2 protein-coding genes and 1 pseudogene are annotated in these 19,236 nt (G+C 70.2%); all 3 read left to right on the forward strand.

The features are described 5' to 3' along the window. Nucleotides 1-87: 87 nt before the first annotated feature. The 3 genes and pseudogenes from I1A62_RS33605 to I1A62_RS33615 all read left to right on the forward strand — a co-directional run bounded on the left by I1A62_RS33605 (nt 88) and on the right by I1A62_RS33615 (nt 19,230). Complete coding sequence (locus I1A62_RS33605) at nt 88-891, forward strand: alpha/beta fold hydrolase (protein ID WP_087561113.1); 804 nt, start codon at nt 88-90, stop codon at nt 889-891. A gap of 79 nt (nt 892-970) precedes the next feature. Next, on the forward strand, nt 971-2,170 hold the full coding sequence (locus tag I1A62_RS33610; RefSeq protein WP_124393285.1) for a sensor domain-containing diguanylate cyclase: 1,200 nt from the start codon (nt 971-973) through the stop codon (nt 2,168-2,170). Between the two features lie 300 nt (nt 2,171-2,470). Beyond that, nucleotides 2,471-19,230 (forward strand): annotated as a pseudogene (locus tag I1A62_RS33615) (amino acid adenylation domain-containing protein). Nucleotides 19,231-19,236: the final 6 nt, after the last annotated feature.

A 19,236-nucleotide genomic window follows, 5' to 3' on the forward strand; every position in this document is an offset into this window, starting at 1 on the left:
TCGGTCAGCGCCGCTTTCGAGCGGCAGCGAAGCCAGCTTAGGCTATCCAATCTATTTCGGTGTGACCGCCCAGGGAAGGAAGGCAAGATGACGATCGCCACGATCAACGGGATCCCCCTGAATTACCAGGTCAAGGGATCCGGCGATTTAGTGGTGCTCATCATGGGAACCGGAAGCCCGGGACGGGTATGGGATCTGCATCAGACCCCCGCGCTCGTCGACGCCGGCTACCGCGTCTGCACGTTCGACAACCGGGGCATCGCGCCGTCCGGTGAGAGCGTCGACGGAATCACCATGGACGACCTCGTCGCGGACACCGCGGGACTGATCGAGCACCTCGGCGGCGGTCCTGCCCGTGTCGTCGGCACCTCGATGGGCGCCCGCGTCGCGCAGGAACTGGCCCTGTCCCGCCCCGATCTCGTGCTCAAGGCGGCCTTCCTCGCCGGTCACGCCCGCATGGACTACTTCCAGCAGACCCTCACCGAGGGTGAGCGCGCCCTCCACGACAGTGGTGTCGAACTCCCCGCCAAGTACCGGGCCGCGGTGACCGCCGTGATGAACCTGTCGCCCGCGTCGCTCGTCGACCCGCACACGGCGCGCGATTGGCTCGACCTGTTCGAGTTCAGCGGCGGCCGGACGTCGGAAGGCGTGCGCGCGCAGATGGAGATGGACCGCAGCTTCGATCGCAGGCAGGCCTACCGGGCGATCACGGCGCCGTGCCTGTCCGTCGGTTTCGCCGACGACAGGATGATTCCGCCGTACCTGTCGCGTGAGGTGGCCGAGGCGATCCCGTCGGCCCGGTATTACGAGATCCCCGACGTGGGGCACTACGGCTACCTCGAACAGCCCGAAGTGGTGAACAAGGTACTGCTCGAATTCCTCGCCAACTGACGCGTGGCTGCCGCCGCCGTTGTGAGTAGGGTGGATCTTCGAGTGGCTGGGGGACGATCACGGTGACGGCGAGGTTCTGATGGCGTTGGGCATTCCGCGCCTCGGGGTGGGCATCGTCCGGTACGACGTCGTGAACGGAACCTTGTGGTGGGACGAGAAGGCCGCCGCGATCTTCGGGGACGACGGTTCCCTGTCGCCGCTCGAATTGTGGCGGGAGCGCGTCCATTCCGAGGACGTCGGCACGGTGCGCCGGATGTTCGGGGACACCGCAGGCTCGGTCGGCGCGGAATGCGTGTTCCGCATCGTGCTGGCGGATCGGTCGACCAGGTACATCCTCACCCGCAGCATCGACGTCACGACCGATGCGTCCGGTGCCCCTGTCGAGTTGACGGGGGTCGTCATCGAACTCGGACACGTGGCCGGCCGGGACGCGCAACTCGCGTCGCTGCTCGACCGGGTGGGTCTGGGGTTCCTGGCGCTCGACGAAGACCTTCGCATCATCTACGTCAACTCCGTCTGCCTGCGGCACGTGCGACGGTCGCGGGACGAGTTGCTCGGCCGCGTCGTCACCGAGGTACTCCCCGAAACGCAGGGCAGCTACTTCGACGCACTGTGCCGCAAGGTTCTCGCCACCGGGACGCAGCAGCAGGCCCGGGTGGATTCGTTGTATTGGCCCGGGGCGACGATCGAGGTGACCGCCGCGGCCGACGCCGGTGCGCTGGTCGTGCATTTCCGGGACGTCACCGCGGAAGTCACCGCCCAGAAGCGGGCGGAGGAGGCCCATGCTCTGCTTCTGCACGAGGCCACGCACGACAGTCTCACCGGACTGCTCAATCGCGCTGCCATCACCGAGCACCTGCAGCGCCTGTTCGAGCCCGGTGTCGGTCCGGCCGTCGCGTTGTTCCTCGACGTGGACGGGTTCAAGGAGGTCAACGACACCCGGGGGCATCGCGTCGGCGACCGCATTCTGCAGGCGGTGTCCGAGCATCTGCGGCACGCCATGCGGGCACCGTCCGCGGTGGGCAGGCTCGGCGGCGACGAGTTCGTTGCGATCCTTCCCGACGTCGACCAACTCGCTGTCGACGACGTGGTCGACCGGATGCTCGCCTCGATCACGACGCCGATCGACGTCGGCGACGAACTGCTCGTCGTGACGATCAGTGTGGGGATGGCGCACAGCACGTCGGCTCGCACGGTCGACGAGTTGCTCCATCACGCCGACATCGCCCTCTACGCCGCCAAGCGTCGTGGCGGGAACACCGCGGTCTGGCACGAATAGGTTTCGGGGCGGTTGCTGGACGCCTGCTCCCGGAATCCGGCACCGCCCGGTCCTCCCGAGTGAGCGAACGCACAGTATGTTTACGAGGTAAAACCCGACGTAGTGACCGCTTTGGCGCGGGTAATTCTGTCGGTGGTGCGGGGGACACGCGGCCTGGGAGATTGAACCGGAATTGCCGCTGTGATAACCCTCGCCTGTGAACTTGCTGGCAACCGGCTTGTTGCTGGTGGGTAGCCTAACCTAAACTCCCTCGGGTGCCCGTCGTTGGACGGGCGCTCTCGACGGACGATCGGATCACCCATGTCTCCGGACCACTCGGCGGCTGCGCGCCCTCGGCACCTCTCGGCGGAGAGCGCTTCCTTCTCGACCGGCACCGGTGCGACGCCCGTCGCGCTGCCGGTAACGGCCGCGCAATCCGAGGTGTGGGTCGGGCAGCAGCTGAACCCGGGCAGCCCGGTCTACAATCTCTCGCTCGTCGTCGAGGTCGCGGGCCCGATCGATCTGGACCGGACCGTCGCGGCGATCCGGAAGACCGTCGAACGCGCCGACGCCCTGCACGTGCGTTTCGAGCGAGGCACCGGCAACGAACTGCTGCAGGTGCCGACAGCACCCGGCGAGTGGACGCTGAGCGTCGTGGACCTGCGCCGCGAAGAAAATCCCGAAGCAAGTGCACGCGCGTGGATGGACCGCGACATGGAGACCGTCGTCGACATCGAGGGCGACGAACCGCTGTTCCGGCACGCGCTGCTGCGCACCGGGGACGAGTCGGTGATCTGGTACCAGCGCTACCACCACAGCCTCATCGACGGCTACGGCATCACGCTGCTCGTGGCGGACGTCGTCGGTCGATACGACCACCCGGAACTCGAGACGTCCACGGCGCCGTGGCCCCTCGACACCCTCGTCGCGTCCGATCGCGACTACCGCGCCTCGGCGCGCTTCGCATCCGACCGCGACTTCTGGATCCGGCAGGTCGTCGACGCGCCGGAACCGCCCCGGCTGCTCCCGCAGGTCGTCGACCACTCCGGGACACCGATCTCCGCCCTCGTCGAGATCGACGGGGACGACGCCGACGCGCTCTACGACTTCGCCTCCGACGCCGGGATCCGGCGCACCCGGCTGCCGCTCGCCGCGGTCGTGGCCTACATCCACCGGATCACCGGCCGCCGCGACCTCACGTTGTCGCTACCGATGACGGCGCGCGTCGGGCGTGAACTGCGCCGCATCCCGGGAATGTGCTCGACGATCCTGCCGCTCCGGGTGCAGGTGGATCCCGAGATGACGGTGTGTGAACTCGCCACCCGCATCGACACGACGCTGATCTCGGTGCTGCGGCACGGGCGCTACCGCGGTGAGGACCTCGCCCGCGAACTGCGGTCGATCGACCCGGACCGTCAGATCTTCGGTCCCGGAATCAATTCCATGATGTTCGAGCATTCGCTGACGTTCGGCGGATTCCCGGCGTGGGTGCGCGGTTCGGCGACCGGACCGGTCCGCGACCTCGACTTCTCGATCCGCGGTGGGCAGGATTCGGAGCCCATCCGGATCGACCTGCGGGCCCCGGCCGGTCTCGGGGCCGAACTCGAGGAGCATCGCCGCAGGCTCGAGCACTTCGTCGGGCAGATCGTCGCCGACCCGGCGCAGCCCATCGCGTCGCTCGACCCGATGAGCGAGGCCGAACGTCGGCAGTTGCTGGTGGAGTTCAACGACACCGCGGCCCCGCACGAATCGGTGACGGTACCCGAACTGTTCCACGCCCAGGTGGCGCGGACGCCGGATGCCGAGGCCCTGATCGCCGGCGACGTCCGGCTCACCTACCGGGAGCTGGGGGACCGGGTGGCGCAGCTGTCCCACCACCTCCTGGATCGCGGCGTCGGGCCGGAAACCGTTGTGGCGATCGGCCTTCCGCGGTCCGCGGAAATGGTGGTCGGACTGCTCGCCGTCATGTGCTCGGGTGGGGCGTTCGTGCCGCTCGACCCGTCGTGGCCGGAGGACCGCCGGACGTCGGTGCTCGCCGACGCCGGGTCCGCACTCGTTCTCACCGGCCCCGGCGGGGTCACCGACGCGGGGGAGCCGGCCGTGCCCGTCGACCTCGCGGCGTGGGCGCACGCCGCGCAGCCCACCGAACCGCCCACCGTGACCGTGCAGGGTGCGCGGCTGGCGTACGTCATCTTCACGTCGGGTTCGACGGGCAGGCCCAAGGGGGCCATGATCCGGCACGAGGCCGTCTGCGCGCGACTGCTGTGGCAGCGCGACGAAATCCTGGAATTCGGACCGTCGGACGCGTCGCTGTTCAAGGCGCCGCTGTCTTTCGACATCTCCGTGAACGAGATCCTGCTGCCCCTGGTGGCGGGTGGCAGGCTGGTGGTGGCCGAGCCCGGCGGGGAACGGGACCCGCAGTATCTCCTGGACCTGATCGGCCGCGAGTCGGTGACGTTCGTCTACCTCGTGTCGTCGATGCTGGACGTGCTGCTCGACCTGTCCCGGGGCACGGACCAATTGTCGGCGCTGAAGCACGTGTGGTGCGGCGGTGAGGTTCTCACCCCCCGGCTGTTCGAGAGATTCCGCGCGCAACTCGCCATCACGATGTACCACGGTTACGGTCCGGCGGAGGCGACGATCGGGGTGTCGCACGTGATCTACCGGGAGGACGCCGCGCGGATCGCGACGTCGATCGGGCGGCCGAACCCCAACACCCAGCTGTACGTGCTGGACGAGCACCTGAACCCGGTGCCGCTCGGCGCCGGCGGCGAACTGTACGCAGGCGGATTCCTCCTCGGCCGCGGCTACGTGGACGCACCGGAGCTGACGGCGTCCCGCTTCGTCGCAAACCCGTTCGCGGACGACGGTTCCCGGCTGTATCGGACCGGCGACCTCGCCCGCTGGGCGCCGGACGGCACCCTCGACTTCCTCGGACGCGCCGACAATCAGGTGAAGATCCGGGGCATGCGGCTCGAACTCGAGGACGTCGAGGCGGGCATCGTGTCGCATCCCACCGTCCGGCACAGCGCCGTCGTCGTGCGGGAAACACCGACGGGTACAAAGTATCTCGCGGCTTACGTCGTGGCGAAGCAGGACTCGGTGCCGGACGTCGCCGAGCTGCGGGTCTGGGCGTCGTCGAAGCTGCCGGAGTACATGGTGCCGTCGGCGTTCGTCGTCCTCGACCGGTTCCCGCTCACCCCCAACGGAAAACTGGACCGGCGCGCACTGCCCGAGCCGGACCTCGGCGCGGCCGGTGAGAACGTCGCGCCCCGCACCGCCGCCGAGGAAACCCTGTGTGCGCTGATGGCGGGTGTTCTCGGGGCGGAGTCCGTCGGTGTCACCGACGACTTCTTCGCGCTGGGCGGCGACAGCATCGTCGCGATCCAGCTGGTCAACCACGCTCGGCGGGAAGGGCTCTCGATCAGCCCGCGGGAGATCTTCCAGCTCCGCACCGCGGAGGCGCTCGCCCGGGCGCAGGACGGCCGGACCGTGGCCGCCGTCGATTCGGACGACGTCGCGGTCGGGGACGTTCGCAGCACCCCGATTCTCGCCCGCACCGCCGAGAGGGGCGGCGAGATCGCCGCGTTCCACCAGTCGGTGCTGGTGCAGACTCCGGCGGCCCTCGACGAACCCGCCGCGCGGGCGGCCCTGGCGGCCGTACTCGAGCGGCACGACGCCCTGCGCGCGACGCTGGTGCGCGGTAACGGAAGCGGCCTCCGCCGCGGGGGCGACCACTGGACACTGTCCGTGCCGGAATACTCCCCGGCGGCGGTCGACGGAATCTTGCGGGTCGTCGAATTCGACGGCAGCGCCGAGCAACTCGACAGCGAGACCCGCGCGGCGGTTGCACGGCTCGACCCGGACACGGGCACGATGATGCAGGCCGTCCTCTTCTCCGCGGTCGAGAGGTCCGGCCGGTTGTTGCTGATCGGCCACCACCTGGTGGTCGACGGAGTGTCCTGGCGCATCATCCTCGAGGACCTCGCCCGCGCGGGCACCGCGGCGGCGGCCGGGGCGTCCCCGAACTGCCCCCGGCCGGGACGTCGCTGCGCCGCTGGTCCGAATTGCTCGACGAGCACGCGAAGTCGGGCGCGTTCGACCACGAACTGCCGTTCTGGGCGGACGTCGCAGCCACACCCGATCCGCTCCTCGGCTCGCGGGCGCTCGACCCTGCCGTCGACCTCGCCGGTGACGCCGAAACCCTCACGGTGACCTTGCCTGCGGAGTTCACCGGGCCGCTGCTGTCCACGGTGCCCGCGGCGTTCCACGGCCACGTCAACGACGCTCTTCTCACCGGTGCCGCGGTGGCACTGCGGAGGTGGCGCGGCGGCGAACCCGGCCCCGTGCTCCTCGACGTCGAAGGGCATGGACGCGAGGAAGACCTCGTCCGCCGCAGCGACGGACCCGCCCTCGACCTGTCCCGGACCGTCGGCTGGTTCACCACGGTCTACCCGATGGTGCTCGACCCCGGTGCGGCCGCGGACGAAGCGGGAATCGCCGACGCACTCAAGGCGGTCAAGGACCAGTTGCGCCGCATCCCGGGTGCCGGGTTCGGCTACGGCGCCCTGCGCTACCTCGGTGCCGCGAAACCGGAACTCGCGCACATTCCGGCACCGCAGGTGCTGTTCAACTACCTCGGGCGGGTGACGTCCGGCGCCGGCGCCGATTGGCTGCCGCAAGCGATGGGCGGCGCCGACGACCGGCGGATGCCGATCGGACATGCCCTCGCGTTCGACGTGATCGCCGAGGACGGTGCCGGCGGTCCGGTGCTGCGGACGACGCTGACGTGGGCGCCCGGTGTGCTCACCCGCGACGCCGTCCGGGCCCTCGCCGACGAGTGGACCGCGGTGCTGCGGGTGCTCGCCGGGGTCGGTGATCTAGGCGGTCACACGCCGTCGGACTTCCCGCTCGTGTCGCTGACCCAGCCGGACGTGGACGCGCTGGCGGGGGCGGCCGACGTGCTGCCGCTGACACCGCTGCAGGAGGGCATCTACTTCCAGTCGGCGTTCGAGGACACCGGCACGGACCCGTACGTGGTGCAGCAGGTGATCGAACTGACCGGACCCGTCGACGCGGCGGCGCTGCACCGCGGACTGCAGGCCGTCGTCGACCGGCACGCGGCCCTGCGCGTCGGGGTGCGGGCGGTATCGGACGGCCGGGTGGTCCAGGTGGTCGCCGACGACGTCCGGGTGCCGATGGAGGTACTCGATCTCACCGGCGTCGCGGATCCGGCGCAGCGCGTGGACGAAGTGCTGGCGGCGGACCGGGCGCGGGGCTTCGACTTCGCCCGCGGACCCCTGCTGCGCTACACGCTCGCCCAAACCGAACGTGACAGGTTCCTTCTGCTGCAGTCGATTCACCACATCGTCGCCGACGGGTGGTCGGTGCCGGTGATGTTGCGCGAACTGATGGCCCTGTACAGCGTCGAGGGGACGCCGCAGGCGCTGCCGACGCCGACGCCCTACCGGAACTACCTCGAATGGCTGGGGGCGCGGGACCGACAGGCGTCGCTCGCGGTGTGGCGGGAGGCGCTCGCCGATGCTCCCGAGCCGGTGGAACTCCCTGCACCCACGCGGACGGGCGAGTCCGGGATCCGCAGTGTCCGGGTGGCACTGCCGTCTGAAGACACCGCCGCCCTCACCGCGGTCGGCCGGACCCGCGGGCTGACGCTCAGCACGCTGGTGCACGGCACGTGGGGCCTGGTCCTCGGCCGCCTCACCGGCAACGAGGACATGCTGTTCGGTTCGACGGTGTCGGGCCGCGGCGGCGATCTGCCCGGCATCGAGACCATGGTGGGCCTGTTCATCAACACCGTTCCCACCCGACTGCGGTACCGGCCCACCGACACGGTGGCCGCGGCCCTCGCCCGGTGGCAGCACGAGCAGTCGACGCTGCTCGACCACCAGTACCTCGGACTGGCCGAACTGCGCCGGGAAGCGGGACTGCAGAACCTGTTCGAGACACTGGTCGTGTTCGAGAACTATCCGCTCGGCGACGGCGCGGTCGCGGACCCGTCCGGTGCGGTGGAGTTGACCGGCATCCGTTTCGACGAGCACCCGCCGTACGCAATGACGCTGATCGTGATGCCCGGCGACGCGCTGACCCTCGAGCTGAAATACGACGCCGCCCGCATCGACGCGGCGACCGCGACCCGGTTCGCGGAGTCGACGATCGCCTATCTCACCGAGCTGACCCGCGACGCCGACCAGACCGTGTCCGCCGTCCCGCTGGCGTCGCGTCAGCCGATCGAGGCCGCACTGCGGGACGTCGAGGTGGAGTTCCCCGACACGACGGTGACCGCCCTGCTCGAGGAGCAGGCCGCGCGGACGCCGGACGCGGTGGCCGTCGCGATCGACGACGACCACCTCACGTACGCGGAACTGCACGCACGCGCCAACCGCCTCGCCCGGCTGCTCGCCGAGCGTGGGGTGGCACCCGAGTCGAAGGTCGCGGTGGCACTGCCGCGTTCGCTGGACTTGATGGTGGCGCTGCTCGCGGTCGGGAAGGCAGGCGGCGCCTACGTCCCGCTCGACACCGGGTACCCCGCGGACCGGCTGGCGTACATGCTGGCCGACGCGGAGCCGGTGTGCGTTCTCACCGACGGCACCGTGACGTTCGCCGGTTCCGGCGTCCCGGAGGTCCGGGTGTCCGACGCCGACCGGTACTCGCCCGAGCCGCTGACCGGTGTCCCGCTCGCACCGCAGCACCCGGCCTACGTCATCTACACGTCCGGCTCGACGGGACGGCCCAAGGGGGTCGTCGTGCCGCACACCGGCATCGTCAACCGTCTGCTGTGGGTTCAGCAATTCCGCCCGATCACCCCTTCGGACAACGTGTTCCAGAAGACGCCGTCCAGCTTCGACGTGTCGGTTCTGGAATTCTTCGGACCGCTCCTCGCCGGCGCGACGCTCGTGCTGGCCCGGCCGGACGGCCACAAGGACCCGGCGTACCTCGCCGACGTCATCGTGCGGCAGTCGATCACGCGCGTGCACTTCGTCCCGTCGATGCTCGAGGTGTTCCTCGCCGAGCCGGCCGCCGCCCGGTGCACCGGTCTGCGGATCATCTCTTGCAGCGGTGAGGCGCTGCCCGTGGCGTCCGCGCGGCGCGTCGCCGAACTCCTGCCGGGAGTGGAACTCGACAACCTCTACGGCCCCACCGAGGCGTCGGTCGACGTCAGCTACGCCGCGTCCGTCCAGGGAATCGACGCGGCCGCGCCGTCCGTGCCGATCGGCCTGCCGACGTCCAACACCGGCCTGTACGTGCTCGACCGGTATCTGCAGCCCGTGCCCGCGGGCGCCGCCGGTGAGCTCTATCTGTCCGGTCCGCAGCTGGCCCGCGGCTACCTGGGCAGGCCCGGGTTGAGCGCGGAACGCTTCGTCGCCGACCCGTTCTCCCGCAACGGGTCCCGCATGTACCGCACCGGCGACGTCGCCCGGGTCGACGCGGACGGTGCCGTCGAGTACCTCGGCCGGATCGACGATCAGGTGAAGCTGCGCGGCTTCCGGATCGAACTGGGCGAGATCGAAGCGCAGATGGCCGCGTGCCCCGGCGTGCGGCAGGCCGCCGCCGTCGTGCGCTCGGACGCGCCCGGCCGGCAACAGCTGGTCGGGTACGTCGTCGGGGACGCCGATCTGAACGACGTCCGTGCGCGCCTCGCCTCGGCGCTGCCGGAGTTCATGGTGCCCGTCGCGTTCGTGAACGTGACCGAATTCCCGCTCGGCCCCAGCGGCAAGCTGAACCGCAAAGCCCTTCCCGCGCCGGACTTCGCGGCGCAGGCGAGCTCCGAGCCTGTTGTGGAGAGCGGGACCGCGGGGGTGCTCGCCGCCCACTACGCCGAGGTTCTCGGTCTCGGGGCGGTCGGGGTGGACGACGACTTCTTCGCCCTGGGTGGAGACAGCATTCTCGCCATCCGCCTGGTGAATCTCGCTCGCCGGGAGGGGATCACGGTCACCCCGCGGCAGATCTTCGAGCAGCGGACACCGGCCGCGCTCGCGCGACTGGTCGCGGCCACCGCCGTCGCACCGGCCCCGCGGGTGGAGGAATCGGGCATCGGCGTCCTGCCGCCCCTTCCCGTCGTCCACCGGCTGTCCGAGTGGAGTGGCGGAAAGAACCGCTTCAACCAGGCCGTCCTCCTCCACACCCCGGCCGGCACCGACGCCACCGTCCTCACGGCGGCCCTGCACTCGGTGATCGCCCACCACGACGGCCTGCGGCAGACGCTCACCCGGCACGCACCGGGCGTGTGGTCGCTCGAGATCGCGGCCACCGCCGACCTGACGCTGCGCCGCGTCGACGTCACCGGACTCGACGCCGACGCGCTGCGCGAGACGGTGACCGCCGAATCCGACGCCGCCACCGACCGGTTGAACCCCGACGACGGCACCGTGCTGTCCGCGGTGTGGTTCGACGCAGGCCCGCAGGAACTGGGCAGGCTCCTGCTCGTCGCGCACCACCTGGTGATCGACGGGGTGTCGTGGCGGACCCTGATCGAGGACCTCGCCATGGCGTGGGTGGCCGCCGACAGCGGCGAGAACGCGGCACTCGACCCGGTGCCCACGTCGCTGCGCGGATTCGCCCGCATCGTCACCGAGCAGGCACAGGAACCGGCCCGCCTGGCAGAACTCGACCACTGGCTGCGGGTCACCGAACCCGGTGCCGACCTGGTGCCCGGCACCGAAGGGCACGCCGTGGTGAGCAGCGGCGCCCGGCGGACGGTCCGCCTGGACCGGGAACTCACGACGGCCCTGCTGACCACCGTGCCCGCCGTCGTCGGCGCGGACGTCACCGACGTGCTGCTAGCGGCGCTGCGACTGTCGGCCGACCGCTGGCTCGCCGAGCGCGGACGCGCCAACGACCTGCTGGTCGACCTCGAGCGGCACGGACGCGAAGAACTCGCCGAGGGCGTGGATCTCTCCCGCACGGTCGGCTGGCTCACCAACGTCACCCCCGTCCGGTTGCGCAGCCGGGCAGGCGCGCTCGACACGCTCAAGGACGTGAAGGAGCAGTTGCGCGGCGCGCCCGACGGCGGCATCGGCTACGGCATGCTGCGGTACGTCAACGCGCGCACCGCCGGTCTCCTGGGGGCACGGTCCGAATCGCAGGTGCTGTTCAACTACCTGGGCCGCATGCCGCACGCCGCACCCGGACCCTGGACGCCAGCGGTCGAATCGGACTCCCTGGCAACCGATCCCGATGCCGACCTCGGCGGCCCGTACCGGCTGGTCATCAACGCGCTGTGTGAGGAGTCCGCGGAGGGCACCGAACTGCAGGCCGTGTTCGCCTGGTCGGAGGCCGACCTGAGCGAGGCCGACGCCGCCGCGTTGAGCGACGGCTGGGTGGCCGCACTCAGCGAACTCGCCGACGCCGCCGCAGAACACGACGGACCGGCGATACTCACGCCGTCCGACCTCCCGCTCGTGACGCTGACGCAGGACGAGATCGACCGGATCGTCCAGGCGAGCCCGAGCGGGGTCGACACGGTGCTGCCGCTGTCGCCGCTGCAGGAGGGCCTGTACTTCCAGGCCGGGTTCGACTCCGGCAACGACATCTACACGGCACAGTTCTCACTCGACTTCGCGCACCGCCTCGACAACGACCGGCTCGCCGCCGCGCTGCGGACCCTGCAGCGCCGCAACCCCACGCTGCGAGCGGGATTCGTCAGTGCGGGCCTGCCCGCGCCGGTGCAGTTCTTCGGCACCGGACTGGACGTGCCCGTCGCCGAGTTCGACCTGCGCGAACTGGACGAGACCGAACGCGAGTCCTACGCCGAGCAATTGACGGCGCAGGACCGGCTGACGCCGTTCGACCTGACCTCCCCGCCGCTGTGGCGGGCAATGGTGTTGCGGCTCGGCGATTCCCACGACCGCTTGGTGATCAACCGACAGTTCCTGCTGTGGGACGGATGGTCCAACGGTCTCGTCGTCAGCCAGCTGCTCGCCCTCTACGAGTCGGGCGGCGACGACTCCGGGTTCCCCGCCCCGGAAGGGTCCTTCGAGGACTACCTGCAGTGGCTGGCCACCCGGGACGCTGACGCTGCGCAGTCGGCGTGGACCGACGCGCTCGGCGGCCTCGACGAGCCGACGCTGCTGGCCGCGACGATCACCGGGGATCCGGAGCCGCCGCAGCGCCGGGACGCGGTGCTGCCGGTGGACCTGAGCGAACGGCTCCGGGCCGGTGCCCGCGGCGCCGGTGTCACGTTCAACGCGGTGCTGAACGCCGCGCTGGCCGTCGTCCTCGGAATCGAAACGGGACGCCGCGACCTCGTGTTCGGCACCACCGTCGCCGGACGGCCACCGGAGGTCCCCGACATCGACGCGGTGACGGGCATGTTCCTCAACACCGTCCCCGTCCGGACGACGCTGCGCGCCGACGAGACCGTCGCCGACCTGCTGCGGCGCACCCAGTCCGAGCGGTTGGCGCTGACCCCGTACGACTACCTCGGGCTCGCCTCCATCCAGCGGGTCTCCGAGCACCGGCAACTGTTCGACGTGCTCTACGTGCTGCAGAACTTCGTGGACGAGAAGCAGGTGTCGGCGCTCAACGCGGCGCACGACATCAGCGGCGGCGACAGCATCGACCACACGCACTACCCGGTCACGGTCGTCGTGACACCCGGCGCGAGCGTGAAGGTGAAGTTCGAGTTCCACCCCGAGAAGATCCCGGCGTCGCGGGTCGAACGCATGCTGTCGCGGTACGTGGCCGTGCTCGAGGAGTGGTCCACGGACCTGTCGGGCATGGTCGGCGGAATCGCCGGTGCCGCAACACCGGTACCGGTCCAGCCGAGAGCCCTGCCCGACGCAACCATCGCCGACCTGTTCGCAGACGCGGCGCTCGTCCGCCCCGACGAGACGGCTCTCGTGTTCGGGGACCGCGCCGTGAGCTATGCCGAACTCGACGCCGACGTGAACCGGATGGCCCGGCTGCTGCTGGGCCACGGCGCGGGACCGGAACGGATCGTCGCGCTCGCACTGCCGCGGACGGTGGAGATGGTGGTGGCGCTGTTCGCGGTCCTGCGCACCGGATCCGCGTACCTGCCGCTCGAACTCGACCATCCGGCCGAGCGTCTCGTCGCGATGCTCGACGACGCCCGGCCGACGGTCCTCGTCACCACGTCGGACGTCGCGGGCACGCTCGCCGCGGCCACCGTCGCCACGCTGACCTTCGACACGCTGGCTGTCGACACCCTCGACTTCGGCGCGGTCGCGTCCGCACCGCTGTCGGAGGCCGAACTCGGCGGGTTCGCGCCCGGAACCCCCGGGCGCCTGGACCATCCGGCGTACGTCATCTACACGTCCGGGTCCACCGGCAAGCCGAAGGGCGTCGTCACCCCGTACCGCGGCCTGACCAACATGCAGTTCAACCATCGTGAGGCGATCTTCGAGCCCGTCGTCGCCGCGGCGGGCGGCCGGCGACTGCGCATCGCCCACACCGTGTCGTTCGCGTTCGACATGTCGTGGGAGGAACTGCTGTGGCTGGTGGAGGGCCACGAGGTCCACATCTGCGACGAGAACCTGCGGCGTGACGCCGAGGCGCTCGTGGCCTACTGCGACACCCACGAGATCGACGTCGTCAACGTGACACCGACCTACGCGCAGCACCTGATCGAGGAGGGTCTGCTCGACGACGGCCCGGGCAGGCACCGGCCGCCGCTGGTGCTCCTCGGCGGCGAGGCGGTCTCGGACTCGGTGTGGAACCGGTTGCGCGACACGGACGGAACGTGCGGGTACAACCTGTACGGTCCCACCGAGTACACCATCAACACCCTCGGGGCCGGCACCGCCGACAGCGCGACGCCTACCGTCGGCACCCCGATCTGGAACACGTCCGCGTACGTGCTGGACGCCTGGCTGCGTCCCGTTCCCGACGGCGTTCCCGGTGAGCTGTACATCTCCGGGGTCGGGTTGGCCCGCGGCTACCTCGACCGGTTCGCGTTGACGGCGGAGCGTTTCGTCGCCGACCCGTTCCGCGGATCCGTACGTATGTATCGGACGGGCGACCTCGTCCGCCGCCGGGACGACGGGAACCTCGACTTCCTGGGCCGCACGGACGATCAGGTGAAGATCCGCGGTCACCGGGTGGAACTCGGCGAAATCGCCTCCGCGCTCGAAGCGCTGGACGGCGTGCGCCAGGCGGCGGTCGTCGTCGACTCGGGGCCGGGCGGGTTCAAGCGGCTGGTCGGCTACGCCGTACCCGTGAGTACTTGTCAACCGCCGGACGTTGACAAGTACTCACGGGCGCTGCGCGCAACGTTGCCGGACTACATGGTTCCTGCCGCGGTCATCGAGGTCGACCGCCTGCCGATGACGGTCAACGGCAAACTCGACGTGAAGGCGCTGCCGTCGGCGGACGACGTGCTCGGCCGCAGCGGCGGTGCGCGTACCGAACCCCGCACCGACACCGAACGGGTGCTGTCCGAACTGTTCGGCGAGATCCTCGGCGTTCCCGCCCCCGGGGTCGACGACGACTTCTTCGACCTCGGCGGTCACTCGCTGCTGGCCACCAGGCTGATCAGCCGGGCCCGGGCCGCGCTCGACACCGACCTCACCATGCGCGACCTGTTCGAGGCGCCGACGGTGGCCGAACTCGCCACCCGGATCGGCGACGACACCGCGTCGACGCGTCCGGTGCTGGCGGCCAGGCCACGGCCCGAGCATCTTCCGCTCTCCGCTGCGCAGCAACGCCTCTGGCTCCTGCAGCAGGTTGAGGCAGGCGCGGGCGCCGCCGTCGCCTACAACTTCCCGATCGTCCTGCGACTGCGGGACGCACTGGACCCGGAGGTGTTCGCGCAGGCGCTGACCGACGTGGTGTCGCGGCACGAATCGCTGCGCACCGTGTTCGGGGAGCACGACGGGGAACCGGTGCAGGTGATCCTGGACGACGTCCGCCCCGACGTCGCGGTGGTGGACGGCACCGACGCCGATCTGGTCCGGCTCGTCACCGAGACCGTCGGCAGGCCGTTCGACCTGGCCACCGAGATCCCGGTGCGCGCGAGCCTCATCCGCGTCGGCGACCAGCAGGTGCTGGCGATCGTGCTGCACCACATCGCCACCGACGAGTGGTCGGACCGGCCGTTCCTGCGGGACCTGATGACGGCGTACGCCGCTCGCGCGCAGGGTTCGGCACCGGGCTGGGAACCGCTGGCCGTGCAGTACGCCGACTACACGCTGTGGCAGCGCGACGTCCTGGGTGATCCGCAGGACCCGTCCAGCCTCGTCAGCCGTCAACTCGACTACTGGGCGAAGACTCTCGACGGGGCGCCTGAGGAGTTGGTGCTCCCCGCCGACCGCACCCGTCCGGCGCGGCCCAGCTTCGCGGGCGGCGCCATCGAGACGACGCTCGACGCCGCGACGACGCGGGCGTTGCGTTCGCTCGCCCGGACGTCGGGGACCAGTATGTTCATGGTGCTGCACGCGGCGTCGGCGGCGTTGCTGCACCGTCTCGGCGCGGGCGACGATCTGCCGATCGGGGCGCCGGTCGCCGGGCGCAGCGAACAGGGCCTCGACGACCTGATCGGGTTCTTCGTCAACACCGTGGTGCTGCGGACGGACGTGTCGGGCAACCCCACGTTCGACCAGTTGCTGGCACGGGTCCGCGACACCGATCTGGCGGCCTTCTCGCACTCGGACGTCCCGTTCGAAACCGTTGTGGAGAAGGTGAATCCGGCGCGGACGCTGGCCCGGAACCCGCTGTTCCAGGTGATGGTCGGCTACCACAGCCGGACGTCCGATTCGATGCAGGCCGCCGGATCGGCCCTCACCCCGGTGGTGTTCGAGGAACGCACGGCCAAGTTCGACCTGGTGTTCAACTTCACCGAGTATCTCGACGACGAACGGGTGGAACTGCGCCTCGAATACGGTTCGGACCTGTTCGACCGTGCCACCGCGGAGAAGATCGCGCGCAGGCAGGTCGAGGTGCTCGGCGCCGTCGCCTCCGAATCGGGGATCGCCGTCGGCGACCTCGACGTGTTTCTCGGCGACGAACGTGAACTGGTGGTGCACGGTTTCAACGACACCGCATATCCGGTGGCGGAGGAGACGTTCTACGAGGCGTTCATGCGCCACGTCGTCGCGACCCCCGATGCCGTGGCCGTCGTCGACGCCGCGGGTGAGGTGACGTACGCGGAACTGAGTGCCCGCGCCGACCGGATCGCCGCACTGCTGAATCGCCGCGGCGTCTCGGCCGAAGGCGTCGTGGGTCTGGCGGTCCCGAGGTCTTCGCGGATGGTGGCGGTCGTGCTCGGGGTGCTCAAACTCGGGGCGGCGTATTTGCCACTCGACCTGAACCACCCGTCCGACCGCATCTCCTACATGCTCGCGGACTCCGCGGCGCGGGTGCTGGTGACCACGGTGGGGGAGAGCCCGCGCATCGCGGACGTCGACGGCCTGGTCCGTGTTCTCCTCGACGACGAGTCCGTCGCCCCGGAACTCGGGGCCGGGGTCGACGAGTCGGTGCCGCCGCCCCCTCGGGGCCTGGACCACGCCGCGTACGTCATCTACACGTCGGGCTCTACCGGAAAACCGAAGGGCGCGATCCTCACTCACGACGGGATCCCCAGCCTCGTCGCCACCGCCGAACAGCGGATGAAGCTCGTCCCGGGCTCGGCGGTGATGCAGTTCGCGTCGATCGGATTCGACGTGGCGGTCTTCGAGTTGTCGATGGCGCTCTGCACGGGTTCCCGCCTGGTCATCGTGCCCGACGAGTCCCGCGTCGCCGGACCGGAACTGACCGATTTCATGGCCGCGCATTCCGTGACGCACGCGATCATTCCGCCGTCCCTGCTGGCGGCGCTGCCGTCCGGATGCGACGTCCCCGAGGGATGCACCGTGCTGGTGGGCACGGAGACCGTGCCGCCGGAACTGATCGGACGGTGGGCGGAGCGGCTCAACCTGCTGGCCGCGTACGGTCTCACCGAGGCCACCGTCAACAACACGTTGTGGCAGGCGCAGCCCGGGTGGAACTCCGCTGTGCCGATCGGCATCCCGGACCCCAACGAACAGGCGTACGTCCTCGACGACCGCCTGCAGCCGGTGCCGCCGGGGGTGGCGGGCGAGTTGTACATCGCCGGCCGCGGACTGGCCCGCGGATATCTCGGCAGGCCCGACCTCACGTCGGTCCGGTTCGTGCCCAGCCCCTTCGGCGACGCGGGCGCCCGCATGTACCGGACCGGTGACCGGGCGCGCTGGCGGGCCGACGGCAACATCGACTTCCTCGGACGCGTCGACGACCAGGTGAAGATCCGTGGGTTCCGCATCGAACTCGGCGAGATCATCGCGGCCCTCGGAAGCCATCCGGCGGTGAAGCAGTCGGCGGTCGTCGCCGATCGGTCCGGCGACATCGTCCGCCTCGCCGGCTACGTCACCCCGGCCGACGGGCGCGGGGCCGGGCAGATCGACGCGCGGGCGGTGCGCGAACACGCCGCCGCGCGGTTGCCCGACTACATGGTGCCGACGCTCGTGGTCGTGCTGGACGGTGAACTTCCGTTGACTCCCAACGGCAAACTCGACCGCAAGGCGCTGCCGTTGCCGGACTGGTCGGCCCTGACCGGGGACGGCACTCCGCAGACGCCGGAGCAGAAGGAGATCGCCGCAGCGTTCGCCGAGATCCTGCACCTGCCGTCGGTCGGCATCCACGACAACTTCTTCGACCTCGGCGGCAACTCGATGGCGTCGATGCGGCTGGTGGGCCGGATCCGTGGGCGGTTCGCCGTCGACATCGGCATCCGGGACGTGTTCGACAGTTCCACGGTGGCCGAACTCTCCGCGATCGTCGCGGCGGCCGCGGCCACCGGCAGACCGGTGCTGACCGCGTCCGGCACGAGGCCCGAGACGCTGCCGCTGTCCGGGCCGCAACGCCGGTTCTGGAAGCAGTTCCGGGCGGCTGGCGCCGACGTGCGAGCCAGTCACGCACTGTCGCTGCAGCTTCGCGACACCGTCGACCCCGAGATCCTGGCGCAGGCCCTCGACGACCTCACGTCGCGGCACGAACCGCTGCGGACCGTGTACGTGGAGGCCGGGGACACCGTGTTCGCCCAGGAGGCGGTGCGGCCGGCCCTCGAACTCGTCGACGTCGGGGACGGGGACGTGCACCGCACGGTCTTCGAATTGGCGCAGGCACCCCTCGACCTCACCGAGCACGCGCCGCTGCGGGTGCATCTGGTGACCGGCGCCGACGGCACCCAGGCGCTGCTCCTCGCGATGCACTACATCGCCGTCGACGAGTGGTCCGTGGTGCCGCTGCTCGGGGATCTGATGGGCGCATACGCTGCCCGCTCACACGGCGCGGAACCCGAATGGGAACCGCTGCCCGTCGGATACGCCGACTACGTGGTGTGGTCGCACGCACTCGCCGGCGATCCCGGAGACCCGGACAGCCGCCGGTCCCGGCAGCTCGCGTACTGGCGCGAGACGCTGGACGGGATGCCGTCCCGGATCGAACTTCCCGCCCCCTCCGTCCGCGGACCGCGGACCGCGGAGATCGTGCCGGTCGAGATCGACGCGGAACTGCACAGTGCGGTCGCGAAGTTCGCGAGCGACACGGGCACCAGCCTGTTCATGGTGTTGCAGGCGGCGCTCGCCACCGTGCTGACACGGCACGGCGCAGGCACGGACATCCCGCTGGGATCGCTCGTCGCGGGACGCACGGAGGAGTCGCTGGACGCGCTGGTCGGCTGCTTCTTCAACATCGTTCTGCTGCGAACGGATACGAGTGGCGATCCCGATCCCGTGGAGTTGCTGCAGCGTATCCGCGCCGCGAATCTCGACGCGCTGGACAACCAGGACGTGGCGTTCGCCGACGTCGCGGAGGCGCTCGGCGACACGCCGGTGCTTCGTCCCCAGGTCATGATCGTTCATCACGAGCAGGCTCGGCTCGGTCACCTCGACGCGCTGGGCGGCTTCGTGCCGGTACCGGTGGGTGTGCCGGATTCGGATCTGACGCTGAGCTTCTACGAGCCGATCGGCGGCGGACCCGTCCACGCATATTTCTCGTTCTCCTCGGATGTGCTGGATGCCGGGGAGGTCCGTGGCTGGGCGTCGGAGTTGTCGACGCTGGTCACCGCATGGGCGGAAGGCACTCGATGATCAAGA

The sequence above is a fragment of the Rhodococcus sp. USK10 genome (genome assembly GCF_019378875.1).
Classification (GTDB): domain Bacteria; phylum Actinomycetota; class Actinomycetes; order Mycobacteriales; family Mycobacteriaceae; genus Rhodococcus_F; species Rhodococcus_F pseudokoreensis.